Below are 13,246 nucleotides of genomic sequence, written 5' to 3' on the forward strand. Positions count from 1 at the left end.
GCCAAAAAATAACCGTTTAAACTGTTTCGGCAGGATTTGTTTATTTTGACCGAATGGATGAAAAGTTCTGTTTTTGATTATGTGCAAAGAAATGGCCCATATGTGCAGATATGGGCGAGGGTGAAAGCATAGGATTTGCTATGGATATGAGTTGGTTATAAGGTTTATCTGTTTTTCAGGATGCGATCTAATTCTTGTGCACATTCCTCTAAAGTAAAGGCCATATCAAACTGCATTTGAGGTTTGAGTTCTTGAGCGAGGCTTCTCCACTGTTCGATGAGTCTCAAGGCTTTTTGAATTTTATGTTTATTGATGTCCTTGGCAATAGTTGGGGTATAACCGCCACGTTTTGCATTTTTAATCTGTTTGGCATAGTTTGCGCTGTTATTCATGTTCGCTCTCCGAATAGCAGTGTATCTATTTTTTAACTTCAAATTTGAATGGCCCGGTTCACTTGGTTATTTCTTTCTATCCTGTGGTTTTTATTCTCCTTTTAGTTGATTTATAAGCAACATAACATAGCTTTGATGACAATAAAATTAAGCTATTTCTGTGCCAGTTTTTTGTTTGAACACATAAATAAAAACCTGAAATGAATGGCGTACAAAAACTGCACAATTCATCAGTTTTTTGGCTGATGAAAAATGAAGATTTTTAAAAATAGAATTGAGCGTAAGTGTTGTGTTGCAAAAGATTTTTATGAAAGAGGATTGATATCAACTCAATGATTTGCATAAGACGATGGATAATAATATTTTAAGATCTAAGCAGATGATTTTTTTTGCTGATGGGATGATGGATAAAATTAAATATAAAAAAACCCGAATCATGTGATTCGGGTTTTTAAATTCTGGCGGTGAGAGAGGGATTCGAACCCTCGAAACGCTATAAACGTTTACACACTTTCCAGGCGTGCTCCTTCAGCCACTCGGACACCTCACCATAGGCCGAGGATAATAGCGAAAAAAACCAGCTGTGCCAAGCTGAAACAATTGATTTGCAGAAAAACTTTTAATGCGGTGCTATGATTCGCAAAAATGCTTGTTAAAAAACGAAGACAATATATGCAAAGCACTGCACAAAAGGCAGCTCTCCCGGTGATTACACTGGCTGCGCTTGGGGTCGTTTTCGGAGATATTGGTACCAGTCCGCTCTATGCACTGCGCCAATGCTTCCTCACCGCACATCTCGCCATTAGCGAAGCTTCTGTACTCGGTATCCTGTCCCTGATTTTCTGGTGCATGATGCTTACCATCAGCTTTAAATATGTCATGGTAATCATGCGTGCTGATAACAACGGCGAAGGCGGGATCATGTCACTGTTGGCATTAAACCTGCGTACCACACGAATCTCTGATCAAAAGAAAATATTCCTGATTGCTTTGGGCTTTGTCGGCGCATCGTTATTTTTCGGTGACGGGATTATTACCCCGGCAATCTCCGTGCTCTCAGCCATTGAAGGCCTGAGTATTGCCACACCCATTTTCAATCAGTGGCTGGTGCCTTTATCCATCGGGATTTTGGCCGGACTGTTTATGGTACAGCGACACGGCACAGCCACGATGGGCAAGTTTTTTGGACCTTTAACCATGCTCTGGTTTTTGTCGATTGGCGGTTTTGGTTTGTGGAGCATCATCCAGACCCCGTTTGTACTGTGGATGGTGAATCCCTACTGGGCCTATCATTTTGTGGTCGATCAGCCCTATGTGGCTTTTCTGACCATGGGGGCGGTGATTCTGACCATGACTGGGGGTGAAGCGATTTATGCCGATATGGGGCATTTTGGCCGTCTGCCGATTCGTCTGGCCTGGTTCATTATTGTCTTGCCATGTTTATTGCTGAATTATGCCGGGCAAGGCGCCTTGTTACTGCGTAGTCCTGAAGCACTGGCGAATCCTTTTTATATGCTGCTGCCCGACTGGGCCTTATTTCCGATGATTGGACTGGCGACTGCAGCGGCGGTGATTGCCTCACAGGCGGTCATTACAGGGGTATTTTCTATGGTCAATCAAGCCATTCAATTGCGTTATTTGCCGCGCCTGTCAGTCAAGCATACCTCTGCATTGGAGCGTGGCCAGATTTATCTGCCTTTCATTAACTGGATGTTGTTTATCTCGGTGCTGATCCTGATTTTACTGTTTGAAAATAGTGCCAATCTGGCCAGTGCTTATGGCGTTGCGGTGACCATGACCATGCTCTGCGGCACCATTTTGATCTCGATTCTGGCCTATGGCTTCTGGCGTTGGCCGGTCTGGAAAGTAGCGTTATTTGCTGTACCATTCCTGGCACTGGATTTAGTCTTTGTGGCCTCAACGTCCTTGAAAATCGCTTCGGGTGGCTGGGTGCCAATTCTGATTGGTGCGGTACTGTTTACGATTCTCATGACCTGGAAAGACGGGCGTGCGTTGGTACTGAACCGGCTGGAACAGGATGCCTTGCCGATTGATCTGTTTATTAAAAGTATTTCGATGGGGGAAGGCACCAAGTTTGTGCCAGGCGATGCCATTTTCCTGACCGGTACACCAAATATTGTTCCGCATGCCATGTTGCATAATATTAAGCACAATAAGGTCTTGCATGAACGCAATATCATGTTGACGGTGATTACCCGGGATATTCCTTTTGTTGACAGGCAGGACCGGATTGAACTGGAAAAACTGAGTGAGCATTTTTACCGGGTGTTTATCTATTATGGTTTTAAGGATCAGCCGAATATTCCGGAAGCTTTACAACAGGCCTATGAGCAATGGGATTTTGAATATGACCTGATGCAGATCAGTTTCTTTATTTCACGTGAACGGATTATGCATACTGTGGGTGAGGGCATGGCACCGTGGCGGGAAAAGCTGTTTATTTCTATGCAGCGCAATACCAGTCCGGTCAGTGATTTCTATCAAATTCCACCCAACCGTGTGGTCGAGCTGGGCACCCAGATTCAGATGTAAATAAAATAAAAAGCATAAAAAAAACCAGAGGCACACTCTGGTTTTTTTATGAGAGAAACAATAAATAAATGAGTTTCAGATTATTGTTCGAGTTCTACCGCAGCCGGCACTTCAGGTGCAGCATTCAAAGGTTCTTCCATCAGTACTGGCTCTGCATCAGATTGAGCTGCAATTTCAGTTTGTTCATTGCTCACATCTGCTTCAGTCACAGCCGCTTGTTGCTGTGCTTCAGGCATCGGTTGTTCTGAAGCAATAGCTGCTTGCTGTTGCTCTTCAGACATTGCTGGTACAGCTGCTTGTTGTTCTTCCAGTGTTGGTTGTTGTTGAGGCGTCGTCATAGACGTGCTGGCTTCTACTTCTGATTCAGTGGCTGGTTCAACCAGATTGGCCGGCACCTCTGCTTCATTCATACCTGGTTCTGTGACAGGTGGTTGAGGAGAAACAGTACCTGAATTTGGTGCCTGAGTCATTGCTGGATCATTGGGCATTGGTGCCTGTGTGTTTAGCATGGCTGGTTGCGGTGCTGCTGCACGCGGATCGACCAGACGAATCTGACCAGAGTTCACCAAGCTTTCTAAAGAGGCTTCCTGACCATTCACCTTGGTACTAATTTTAGCTTTAGACAAGCTTTCAAGTGTTTCACCTGGTTGAACCGGTGGCTCAGCAAATGCAGCTACGCTGATCACACTTGTGAATAATCCTAAACCTAATGCTTTAGAGAGTTTGGAATTCATGATTGACACCATTGCTAATAATTGTACGAATTGAGATAGGCCGTTAGCTTTACATACTCAATCCACTGGGCCAAAAAAAGCTACGCAAACACCGAGAAACCTCATTTAAAAAGAAATAAAATTAGACAGTTTGTTACAACTAGCTGGGGTTTTAGATACTTATTGTTTATTTAGTAAACGAATGGTAGAGCCAAGATATACTTCACTTATACAGCTTGTTAAGCTCGGTCAAAATCTGTATTGATCTAAAAAGTACGTGTAAGAATGGCCAAGAAGCAGCGTAAATCCAAGAACTCTTTTTTTCAGTTTTTAAATGATAATAGTATTAAAGTCATTCTGGGCGTGGTGGCTTCGAGTAGCTTCGCCATCGCTTTTGGCCAGGAAAAAATCAGTCAGTGGGTGTCACTATCCTCTTCCAGTGATTCTGCCTGTCTGAACCAATTTTATCGGGATGTGCCGCCATATTTGATGAAAGACAGTCTGAAAAAAGACAGCTATTCACTGTGTTTTAATGGCTTTAATGTCGGTTATTCCGGGGTATCTAAAACGCCACTTTGGGTTGCAGAAGCCTTAACGCCAGCACGCTTAAGCCAGAAAATTCCCCGTGAAGATAATTTTCATGAAGAAGATCGGGTCAGTGCGAAGCATCGTGCCACATTGGCGGATTATCGTGGTTCAGGTTATGACCGCGGTCATATGGCGCCGAATGCGGATATGCCTAACAAGGCTGCGCAGTCTGACAGTTTTTCATTGGCCAATATGGTGCCGCAAGCGCCCAAGAATAATCAGCAAGTCTGGCGTGAGCTGGAAGAAGCCACTCGTGCCATTGTGACCAAGCAGAAACAGGATGTTTATGTGGTAACCGGGCCGGTCTTTGCCGGGAAGAAGCTGAAAACCATTGGCAATGGCGTGATTGTGCCAACCGCGGTCTATAAGGCGGTTTATATGCCGAAAACCGGTGCTATTGGTGCTTACTATGCACCGAATGACAATTCACTGAAAGTGCGTATTGTCAGTGTCTGCTATCTGGAAGAACAGCTTGGAATTAACCTGTTCCCGCAGCTTACCGAAGAACAGAAACGCAATACCTATAAGCTGCCACTGACTGGAAATGCCGTAAAAGCCAACCAGAAAATTGAATACTCTAATTGGGATGCAGAAAGCCAGTGTGCCGAAGAGGTTTCTGAAGAAAACCTGCAGGCATTACAACGCGAGTTTAAGTCTTCTGGTTCAGGCAGCTCGACCTCCTCAGCGACTGGTGGCGCGATAGACAACGCGACACAAGATGCCATCGTAAAACAGCTGATTGATGCCTTGTTGCAATATATTTTGCAGCTGTTGAAATAAGCTTGCTGAAAAAACCAGGATTCGGGTAGCATCGACATCAGACGTTCATGGAAAAATAACAAAGACAGGTGAAGAGGATATGTTTAAAGCATTTGAAAATGGCAGTGAATCCCATGCCATTCATGATCTGACTTTGGAAAATGATCTAGACTGCGTCAGCCTGTATGGCAACTTGCAAATCACCAAGGATCAGCAGGGACTGAAAGTGGCCAAAGCCTTGCAGGCTTTTCTGAATGATGTGGTACAACAACTAGAAAACACGCCGGACTTGCCAGAAAAAATTCAGCGTGATGATCTGAATGAAATTGAAAATCCATTTTTATAAGCATTTTTAAGCGCGATGATCTGCATGCTCCATGTGAAACATGCAGAAAAATGGTATTTAGAAATCCTGACTTTTTAGAAGGCTTTTATTGAAAAGCTTAATTTCTCTGCTCCCGTAATATCTCCAAACACCAGCCAGAATGTGCCGAGCAATTCGCCAAGATATTTATCAATTTTTTAAGTCCTTATTTTTATATTTATCATCAGGTGATAGGGGACAGGGATTAAAATCGTCAACCCTGCTTGAAGCCCGTATATCAAACGAACATGCTGGTAGTTTAAGCAGCTGGCATATTCTGTTGGCGCCACTGCTGCGGTGTCAGCTGGGTCCATTGCTTAAAGGCACGCTGAAACGCACTTTGTTCAGAATAACCCAGTAACATGGCAGTCTCCTGCAAACTCAAGTGCGGATCTTTCAGATATTGCATAGCCAGCATGCAGCGAATCTCCTGCATACATTGCTGATAAGTTTTGCCCTGTTTTTGTAAATGGCGTTGTAACTGACGCACGGAAAAATTCATCTGCTCGGCAATATGTTTGATCTGGAACAGGTTTTTTTGCAGGCCAATTAGAATCGCCTGTTGCAGCTGCTGATCTACCAGAGTGGAGTACGGAAATTTTTCTAATAATGCTTTGGCCTGTTGCATCAGCAGTTTTTGCAAGGTCTGGTCGCCCTGTTTCAGCGGCCTGGACAGTTCACTGACATGCATTAATACCTGATTTCTGGCTTGAGAAAATCGGACTTTACAGCCGAAATACTGCTCATAGAGTGCAATATTTTTAGGCATTGCATGCTGGAAATGTACCTCGTATAACTGAACCCCGTGCGGGCTCTGAATATTGGCTTTTACGAATTCCGTCATTAGCGCAATCGCGATTTCATCGGTCAATTGAGTATTCAGATGAAACGGAATTTCAACCCAGCCAATCGACAGATAATCGCCTTGCCATTGCAGCTGAAGTGGGCCACCATCATAAATCAGACGATGATAATCATGATAGCGCATAAAGGCTTCACCCAAGGTCTCACTTGAGAGTGCCAGATAGCCAATAATACCGAGGTGTTTAGCTTCAACCAGTTGGGCGATTTCCAAGCCTAAAGCCGGTCGTTGCAGCTGTTGATCAAGTGTCGTTAACAGATCACGCCACAAGGCGAAATCAAAGCGTTCCAGATTTTGAATGGCCAATAATTTCTCAGGGACTTCAAGCTGTTTCAACTGATAATAGTCCAAAAGTAAATGTCCTAAACCACCGTATACTGAACCTACGTAGTTTTTTAGAACCAGCATTTTTAATTCTTTTATTTTGTCGTATTTTGTCAATCATATTGAATATTTTGGTCAATATCTAGTCTTTTATTTAGCCTATATTAAAAATAGGCCAAGAGGTAAAAGATCATGTGGAAAGGTTTTCTGGCAGGACTTGTCGTCGCAAATGGATTTGAATGGTTTGCGCATAAATATGTATTGCATGGTGTTCATCGTCCGGGAAAGAGCCGTTATAGTCCGGTACCCGAGAGTATGCGCTCACACTGGGAGCATCACCGGATTGTGCGAAAAACGGAATTTTCCGATTTCGGCTATGTAGAAGGACTGCACAACTGGCGTACCCGCAATGAAATTGCATCACTGGCAGTCGTTGCGACCGTTTTTGGACTCAGTTTTTATCCCTTCTCCAAAGGTATGTCACTGGCTACCTTATATAGTGCAGGTAACTATTATTATTTACATCGCCGGGCTCATCTGGAACCGGAATGGGCCAAAAAGAAATTGCCCTGGCATTATGATCATCATATGAATAGTAATCAGGATGCCAACTGGTGCGTCACCAAGCCCTGGTTTGACTATCTGCTGGGAACCCGGGTGATTTCCTCGGCAGATTTGCAGGAACAGAATCCTTTAGGTCTGAGCTTGCCCGCACCGATCTCGAAAAAACTGAACCGTTGGGCAGAGCAATATTTTCCGGTTAAATCGGCCGATGCTTCCTCTAAAATGAGGAAAAATACTGCAAAAAATACGGTAATGAAGCAGTTAAATACGCAGGTTATGGAGTAAAGCAGGGCTTTGTCGTGATTTGTCAATAAAATACGATTGTATTGTCAATATTGTCCTGTGAATTTCACTTATATTTGCTCCTGTCGGTGAGCAGAGCCTCATACTGATAATGTTTCTGGGTGTAATGAGTTATTTTGAATACCAAGTGCTGTAGTCTTATCTTGGTTTTATAAGGAGTCGAAAGACTCCTTTTTTTTGTCCCGTATTTGCTGTGTTATTTTATTTAAGGCATAAAAAAAGAGTGTTTATAAAAACACTCTTTAATTAAATCATCATCTAAAACGGCTTAGAGGCGCATTTCAATGCCTTGGGCTGCCATATAGGCTTTCGCTTCCGGAATGGTGTGCTGGCCAAAATGGAAAATTGAAGCTGCCAGTACCGCATCGGCACCCCCATGAATAATGCCATCCGCCAAATGCTGTAAATTACCCACACCACCAGAGGCAATGGTCGGTACTGTGACGCGGTCATTGATGGCACGCATCAGGGCAATGTCGTAACCGGCTTTGGTGCCATCGGCATCCATCGAAGTAATCAGTAATTCACCTGCGCCGAAGTCAGCCATTTTCACAGCCCATTCAATCGCATCAATCCCGGTTTCTTTACGGCCGCCGTGGGTGAAAATTTCCCATTTGTGGTCGCCAGTTTTTTTGGCATCGATCGCCACCACGATACATTGAGCGCCAAAGCGTTGAGATGCTTCCTGCACAAACTTAGGATTATAAATCGCAGCCGAGTTGATGCTGACTTTGTCTGCACCGGCATTGAGTAATAGACGGATATCTTCGACTTTACGTACACCGCCACCGACAGTCAGGGGTACAAAAACCGATTCGGCCATGCGTTCTACTGTGCGGTAAGTGGTATCGCGTCCATGATGTGTAGCGGTAATATCAAGGAAAGTAATTTCATCGGCACCTTGTTCATTATAACGGCGCGCCACTTCGACCGGGTCACCCGCATCACGAATATCAAGGAACTGGACACCCTTGACCACGCGGCCATTATCCACGTCCAGACAAGGAATAATACGTTTAGCTAGCATAAATTTTTCCAATTATTACAGCCGATTATGAAACTCACCCACGCAAGCGCTACACCTTGGCAGATGGAAACGGTATTCTAGCAAAATTATGTAAGTTTTTTCGCAGGTTTTCTATGTCGGTTTATACCACTTTGACTTTAAAGGAAGTTCAGGATTTTGCAGCGCCTTATGGTTTAAAGGCGATTGATCTGATTCCCATTCAAGGCGGTATTCAAAATACCAACTACTTTTTAGTCTGCGAAGATCAGCAATATGTGCTGACGGTGTTTGAAGATATGGATGAGCAGGCAGCAGGTGAACTGGTTCCTGTGCTGGAACATCTGGGTCAGGCCGGATTGGCCGTTCCTGTGCCTTTGTCGCATTCAGGCAAAGCGATTCACAGCATTAAAGATAAACCGGCACAGATTGCACCGCGCCTGATGGGTGAACATCCGATGCCATCTACCGTCGCACAAGTTGAAGCGATTGCAGTGGCTCAGGCGAAAATGCATGTGGCACTGAAAGACTTTAAATTAGAACGTAATTTTGTGCGTGATCATGCCTATTGGCTGGCAGTATCTCAAGAGATCAAACCGAGTTTAAGTCCGGCAGATAAAGTCTTGCTCGGCAAATTATTAGGTTTATATGAGGCGTTGACAGCGGTATATCCGGATCGTCCACGCGGTTTTATTCATTCGGATCTGTTCCGTGACAATACCTTGTTTGAAGGCGATCAGCTGAATGGCATTCTGGATTTTTATGAGCTGAATAAAGATGAATGGTTGTTCGATATTGCCATTACGTTAAATGATTTCTGTACCGAATATCCTGACGTGGTCTTGAACGAAGAAAAAGCGATTAGCTTTTTAAATGCCTATGAAACAATTCGTCCTTTAACCAGTGATGAACGCGCCTGTCTGGAGTTGTATCTGGCTATGGCGGCAGGACGCTTCTGGATGATGCGCCTGCAGGTGGCTCAGCGTAATGCAGCATTAGGCCGGACCGGCGAAGATATTTTGCAAAAAAATCCGGACGAAATGCGTAATATGCTGATTGAACGCTTAAAATTCGTCACCGCTTAAACAAACAGATTAAAAAGGATAGGGGATATGCGCGATCAGGGACGTTTGGTGGAATGGTTTGATGATCAGGGTTATGGTTTTATCCAGCCTAGTGATCCGGCCAAAGATCGCGTATTTCTGCATATCAAGGACTTTGCCAAGCCTGGCCCACGTCCAATCGTGGGCTGTGCGCTGGATTATCTGGTGATTCTGGATGAACGCGGCCGTTATCGTGCGCAACAAGTGATGTACTTGAAAGCAGTACAAGCCAAAAGCCTGCAAGCAAAATTCAAACCGTCCAAGCCACAGCAGACACAGAAATTACAGCCGATGCAGATTGCCTGTGTGCTCTATATTCTTTTTCTGGTGGCTTTGACCTTGGGTAGTTTACTGAGTGGACTGGTGTTGTTGCTGGTCAGCCTGATGAATGCGCTCAGCTACTGGCTCTATGCGCAAGATAAGGAAGCGGCACAGCTGGGTAATCGCCGTATTCCGGAAAACACTCTGCATGTGGTGGCTTTCTTAGGCGGCTGGCCGGCAGCCTGGCTGGCACAGCAGAAATTACGGCATAAAACACAAAAACAACCTTTCCGGCAGATATATTTTTGTACCATAGCCTTTAACATCATTTTGATTATATGGCTGATTTCCCCGTTGAATAGTTTAAATATCTAGGGGAAGTACCAGGAGGGGACGTGAATTATTCCATTGATAAAGACTCAAACCGCACACTGACTTTTGCACTGTACATTTTATATATTGTGGCCATTTTTAGTGCTGGCCTGCTGGCTGTCGTGGCGTTGATCATTAACTATGTGAAACGGCGCGATGTGCGCGGTTCCATCTTTGAAAGCCATTTTACCTGGCAGATCCGCAGTTTCTGGTGGTATCTGTTCTGGAATATCGTCGCCTTTATTCCATTTTTCTTTTTGTTCTTTACCGGCGAAGATCCTGACCTGTTTGCAGGGGTCGCATTTGGTGCATCCGCTTTCTGTTTAGTGGTGGTGGTTTTGGCCTGGATCTGGATTGTGTATCGGGCGATTCGCGGCATCATGCGCTTAAATGACAATAGACCGATGTATAGCAAATAATTTTAGCCGTATTTCCCCAGAGAAAAAATCCCCCTTTTTTTAAGGGGGGGATTTAGCAGAATTAAGAAAGATCTTGTTTTAATTGTTCTGTTGGATCTTTTCTTAAAAACTTTGGTTTCCATTCACTGGTAATTACGCCAAGTACCACCATCAATCCGCCTAATAAAGCCAGTGACGGTAAACGTTCTCCGGCCAGACGGCCAAACAGGGCGGCCCATACCGGTTCACCTGCATAGATAATCGCTGCTTGTGAAGGATCCACCATGCGCTGAGCCCAGTTCATCACCAGTTGGATCAAGGCACTGGCAATGCCTAAACCGACTAAAATTCCTGCCAGATGCCAGTGAAATCCAGGTAACTGAGATTCACCTAAAACAGGTGCGATCATGAAGCAGAACAGGGATGCAAAAATCAGTTGCAGCACCGTGACTCGGCGGACATTGACCTGCTCGGCGAAATAGCTGATAAAAATAATCTCCAGTGCGATCGCAATCGAACCAAGCAAAGTCAGGGTTTGTCCGAAACTGAGCTGAATCGCAGCAAAGCCATTTCCTGTCAAAAACACCAGACCGATAAAGGCAAACAGCGCTCCGATCCAGGTCATAACATGTGGTTTTTTGCGAAATAGCAGCCAGAGCAGGATCGGAACCAGCGGAACATACAAGGCGGTTAAAAAGGCCGACTCACTGCTGCTGATGGTCTGCAAGCCCACAGTTTGGGTGCCGTAGCCAATGGCGATCATGATGCCAATCACCACGCCAGCGAACACCTCTTTCAGGTTCATGCCTTTTAGCGACTTCAGTGAAATCAGGGTGACGGCAAGCGCTGCCGCAGCAAAACGCAGGCCGACAAATATAATCGGACTGCTAAAGTTCAGCCCGTATTGCACGGTAATAAAGCTGCCGCCCCAGATAATGGTGATCAGGATCAGGGCGAGTTGCGGCGCTTTCACCATCCAGCCGGAGTGATTTTTGGAAATAAGTGTAGACATGCCAGGAGATCAGAAAATTAAAAAATAAAAAAGAGGTCCGAAGACCTCTTTTACAGCAAGCTTAATTATAGCGCCTGTTGCTCATCTAGCAACAACTGTGCTTCACGCAAGCTTAATGTACCTTCGTAAATCGCACGACCGGTAATTGCGCCTAAAATACCTGGTTGGTCTTTCAGGTTACGTACGTCATCCAGGTTGGTTACACCACCAGATGCAATCACAGGCAAACCTGAGTATTGCGCCAGATTCACGGTTTGCTCAATATTCACACCCTGCATCATGCCATCACGCGCGATATCCGTGTAGACAATGCTTGACACGCCAGCATCGGCAAAACGTTTCGCCAGGTCAGTAGCCTTGACATCAGTCACATTGGCCCAGCCATCTGTTGCTACCATGCCATTCATGGCATCAATCCCAACAATAATGTGACCAGCAAATTTTTGACATGCCTCTTCAACAAATTCAGGATTCTGAACTGCTTTGGTGCCAATAATCACAAAAGAAACACCAGCTTGCAGATAATGCTCAATGGTTTCCAGAGAACGGATACCACCACCAATCTGGATCGGCAAATCAGGTTGAGATCGGACAATGGCTTCAACCACTGGCTTATGGATTGGTGTACCTGCGAAAGCACCGTTTAAATCTACTAAATGTAAGCGGCGAGCGCCTTCATTTACCCAATGCTGTGCTGTTGCGACCGGATCGTCTGAAAATACGGTATCGTCTTCCATACGACCTTGCTTTAAACGGACACATTTGCCATCTTTCAGGTCAATTGCAGGGATGATCAGCATGCTTTCGCTCCTTGCTTAATCTTTAGAATGAATTTGAGTGTATTCATCTTAGCAAATAAAGTCGAAATTTCTAACTCTTAAACGGTATGAATAAAGAAAACCTGTCCATAGATAGGTAGCAGTGAGGTAATTTATTTTGCTCGTTTTAATGATTTTAATGATCCGTCTCTTGAATGGAGATCAGATTTTCCATAACGGATTGTGTACTGAGCTGGTCGATAACCGAAGCTGTAAGACCTGTTAAAGTCACAGCTCTCTCATCAACGCGCTCATCACAGCTTTCATGCGTACATCAAGTTGCCAGTACCAGCAGGCCATGCAAGCACTTAAGCCGTCGATGAAGGACGGATTCTTAATTTTAATGAAGTATTGGGAATCTCTCTGGGTAATAAATCCCGACGTAGTAATTCTTCAAATACCAGCACGGGCGCGTAGGCATCTGCGGCTGCATAATCAATTTGTGCCGGGCTTAGCTTCTTGCTGGCCCAGTTCGAGGTACTAATCCGTTTGGATTTAGGAAAATTCAACTGAAACAATAACGCCATGGCATTTTTTAATCCGACCGGATTGTTTAAACCAAAAGCTTTAAAACATTTAGACAGTTCAATCACACTATTCAGTTCAATTCCTTTTTTACGGAACAGGTGCGCATCATTTTTCAGGCCAAAACCAACCTTGATCTGGTCGCGATTGACAAAGATCGGTTTAAGAAAATCCCAGATCGAATCATTCATTTGAAATAAATAGGGGCGAATTCAAACATGAGGTGCGACAGTTTGAAAAGTCTTATGATAATCAACAAGCTGAGCAAATTTCTCTAATGGTGTAAGCCAATCTAACGCTTTTCTAGGACGAGTATTCAGTGACATGGCAAC

Annotated in this window: 13 protein-coding genes, 1 tRNA gene and 2 pseudogenes; 7 read left to right on the forward strand and 9 right to left on the reverse strand. The window is 44.5% G+C overall.

Going from position 1 to position 13,246, the window contains the following annotated elements:
• Positions 1-164: 164 nt before the first annotated feature.
• Positions 165-392 (reverse strand): hypothetical protein, encoded by a 228-nt coding sequence (locus FTT86_RS06185; protein WP_004647282.1) that lies wholly within the window; start codon positions 390-392, stop codon positions 165-167.
• A gap of 459 nt (positions 393-851) precedes the next feature.
• A tRNA-Ser gene (locus tag FTT86_RS06190) sits at positions 852-942 on the reverse strand.
• A gap of 122 nt (positions 943-1,064) precedes the next feature.
• On the opposite strand from FTT86_RS06190, the gene FTT86_RS06195 reads away from it, so the two are divergent.
• Complete coding sequence (locus FTT86_RS06195; RefSeq protein WP_005105382.1) at positions 1,065-2,945, forward strand: potassium transporter Kup; 1,881 nt, start codon at positions 1,065-1,067, stop codon at positions 2,943-2,945.
• Between the two features lie 80 nt (positions 2,946-3,025).
• Here FTT86_RS06195 and FTT86_RS06200 read toward each other — a convergent pair whose 3' ends face one another.
• Positions 3,026-3,679 carry a hypothetical protein gene (locus FTT86_RS06200; protein WP_180180830.1) on the reverse strand — a complete coding sequence of 218 codons (654 nt, stop codon included), beginning with the start codon at positions 3,677-3,679 and terminating at the stop codon, positions 3,026-3,028.
• Positions 3,680-3,943: 264 nt separating this feature from the next.
• Between FTT86_RS06200 and FTT86_RS06205 the strand changes: the two genes are divergently transcribed.
• Both FTT86_RS06205 and FTT86_RS06210 read left to right on the forward strand, forming a co-directional pair.
• Positions 3,944-5,026, forward strand: coding sequence for a DNA/RNA non-specific endonuclease (locus FTT86_RS06205; protein WP_180180831.1), 1,083 nt, complete (start codon positions 3,944-3,946; stop codon positions 5,024-5,026).
• 79 nt (positions 5,027-5,105) lie between these two features.
• Positions 5,106-5,351 (forward strand): hypothetical protein, encoded by a 246-nt coding sequence (locus FTT86_RS06210; RefSeq protein WP_180180832.1) that lies wholly within the window; start codon positions 5,106-5,108, stop codon positions 5,349-5,351.
• A gap of 277 nt (positions 5,352-5,628) precedes the next feature.
• Here FTT86_RS06210 and FTT86_RS06215 read toward each other — a convergent pair whose 3' ends face one another.
• Entirely contained in the window at positions 5,629-6,639 is a 1,011-nt protein-coding gene (locus FTT86_RS06215; protein WP_180180833.1) for an AraC family transcriptional regulator, read from the reverse strand.
• A gap of 108 nt (positions 6,640-6,747) precedes the next feature.
• Between FTT86_RS06215 and FTT86_RS06220 the strand changes: the two genes are divergently transcribed.
• Positions 6,748-7,404: a hypothetical protein gene (locus FTT86_RS06220; RefSeq protein WP_180180834.1), complete on the forward strand. Its 657-nt coding sequence runs from the start codon at positions 6,748-6,750 to the stop codon at positions 7,402-7,404.
• Between the two features lie 286 nt (positions 7,405-7,690).
• On the opposite strand, the gene hisF is transcribed toward FTT86_RS06220, so the two are convergent.
• Positions 7,691-8,449: an imidazole glycerol phosphate synthase subunit HisF gene (gene hisF / locus FTT86_RS06225; protein WP_180180835.1), complete on the reverse strand. Its 759-nt coding sequence runs from the start codon at positions 8,447-8,449 to the stop codon at positions 7,691-7,693.
• A 113-nt stretch (positions 8,450-8,562) separates the two neighbouring features.
• On the opposite strand from hisF, the gene FTT86_RS06230 reads away from it, so the two are divergent.
• From FTT86_RS06230 to FTT86_RS06240, 3 genes are read left to right on the forward strand one after another with little or no spacing between them, the layout of a single operon-like run.
• Positions 8,563-9,510 (forward strand): homoserine kinase, encoded by a 948-nt coding sequence (locus FTT86_RS06230; RefSeq protein ID WP_180180836.1) that lies wholly within the window; start codon positions 8,563-8,565, stop codon positions 9,508-9,510.
• Between the two features lie 27 nt (positions 9,511-9,537).
• Positions 9,538-10,164, forward strand: a complete 627-nt coding sequence (locus tag FTT86_RS06235; protein WP_180180837.1) for a DUF1294 domain-containing protein — start codon at positions 9,538-9,540, stop codon at positions 10,162-10,164.
• Positions 10,165-10,184: 20 nt separating this feature from the next.
• Positions 10,185-10,580: a hypothetical protein gene (locus tag FTT86_RS06240; RefSeq protein WP_005105397.1), complete on the forward strand. Its 396-nt coding sequence runs from the start codon at positions 10,185-10,187 to the stop codon at positions 10,578-10,580.
• Positions 10,581-10,641: 61 nt separating this feature from the next.
• Here the strand turns inward: FTT86_RS06240 and FTT86_RS06245 are convergent, their stop codons facing one another.
• The 4 genes and pseudogenes from FTT86_RS06245 to FTT86_RS06260 form a co-directional block, all read right to left on the reverse strand.
• Positions 10,642-11,571, reverse strand: coding sequence for a DMT family transporter (locus FTT86_RS06245; protein WP_180180838.1), 930 nt, complete (start codon positions 11,569-11,571; stop codon positions 10,642-10,644).
• A gap of 65 nt (positions 11,572-11,636) precedes the next feature.
• Positions 11,637-12,371, reverse strand: a complete 735-nt coding sequence (hisA, locus tag FTT86_RS06250) for a 1-(5-phosphoribosyl)-5-[(5-phosphoribosylamino)methylideneamino]imidazole-4-carboxamide isomerase (RefSeq protein ID WP_180180839.1) — start codon at positions 12,369-12,371, stop codon at positions 11,637-11,639.
• A gap of 326 nt (positions 12,372-12,697) precedes the next feature.
• Positions 12,698-13,123: pseudogene (locus tag FTT86_RS06255) on the reverse strand (3'-5' exonuclease domain-containing protein 2); the annotation flags it as partial.
• Between the two features lie 3 nt (positions 13,124-13,126).
• Positions 13,127-13,246: pseudogene (locus FTT86_RS06260) on the reverse strand (IS30 family transposase); the annotation flags it as partial.

It is taken from the genome of Acinetobacter sp. YH01021 (assembly GCF_013420255.1).
Classification (GTDB): Bacteria; Pseudomonadota; Gammaproteobacteria; order Pseudomonadales; family Moraxellaceae; genus Acinetobacter.

What these genes read in the sequence shown, in the direction of transcription:
- FTT86_RS06185 (WP_004647282.1), bottom strand. Translation starts at nt 392, where the DNA reads ATGAATAACAGCGCAAACTATGCCAAACAGATTAAAAATGCAAAACGT.
- hisA (WP_180180839.1), bottom strand. Translation starts at nt 12,371, where the DNA reads ATGCTGATCATCCCTGCAATTGACCTGAAAGATGGCAAATGTGTCCGT.
- FTT86_RS06245 (WP_180180838.1), bottom strand. Translation starts at nt 11,571, where the DNA reads ATGTCTACACTTATTTCCAAAAATCACTCCGGCTGGATGGTGAAAGCG.
- FTT86_RS06215 (WP_180180833.1), bottom strand. Translation starts at nt 6,639, where the DNA reads ATGCTGGTTCTAAAAAACTACGTAGGTTCAGTATACGGTGGTTTAGGA.
- FTT86_RS06195 (WP_005105382.1), top strand. Translation starts at nt 1,065, where the DNA reads ATGCAAAGCACTGCACAAAAGGCAGCTCTCCCGGTGATTACACTGGCT.
- FTT86_RS06205 (WP_180180831.1), top strand. Translation starts at nt 3,944, where the DNA reads ATGGCCAAGAAGCAGCGTAAATCCAAGAACTCTTTTTTTCAGTTTTTA.
- FTT86_RS06210 (WP_180180832.1), top strand. Translation starts at nt 5,106, where the DNA reads ATGTTTAAAGCATTTGAAAATGGCAGTGAATCCCATGCCATTCATGAT.
- FTT86_RS06220 (WP_180180834.1), top strand. Translation starts at nt 6,748, where the DNA reads ATGTGGAAAGGTTTTCTGGCAGGACTTGTCGTCGCAAATGGATTTGAA.
- FTT86_RS06230 (WP_180180836.1), top strand. Translation starts at nt 8,563, where the DNA reads ATGTCGGTTTATACCACTTTGACTTTAAAGGAAGTTCAGGATTTTGCA.
- hisF (WP_180180835.1), bottom strand. Translation starts at nt 8,449, where the DNA reads ATGCTAGCTAAACGTATTATTCCTTGTCTGGACGTGGATAATGGCCGC.
- FTT86_RS06235 (WP_180180837.1), top strand. Translation starts at nt 9,538, where the DNA reads ATGCGCGATCAGGGACGTTTGGTGGAATGGTTTGATGATCAGGGTTAT.
- FTT86_RS06200 (WP_180180830.1), bottom strand. Translation starts at nt 3,679, where the DNA reads ATGAATTCCAAACTCTCTAAAGCATTAGGTTTAGGATTATTCACAAGT.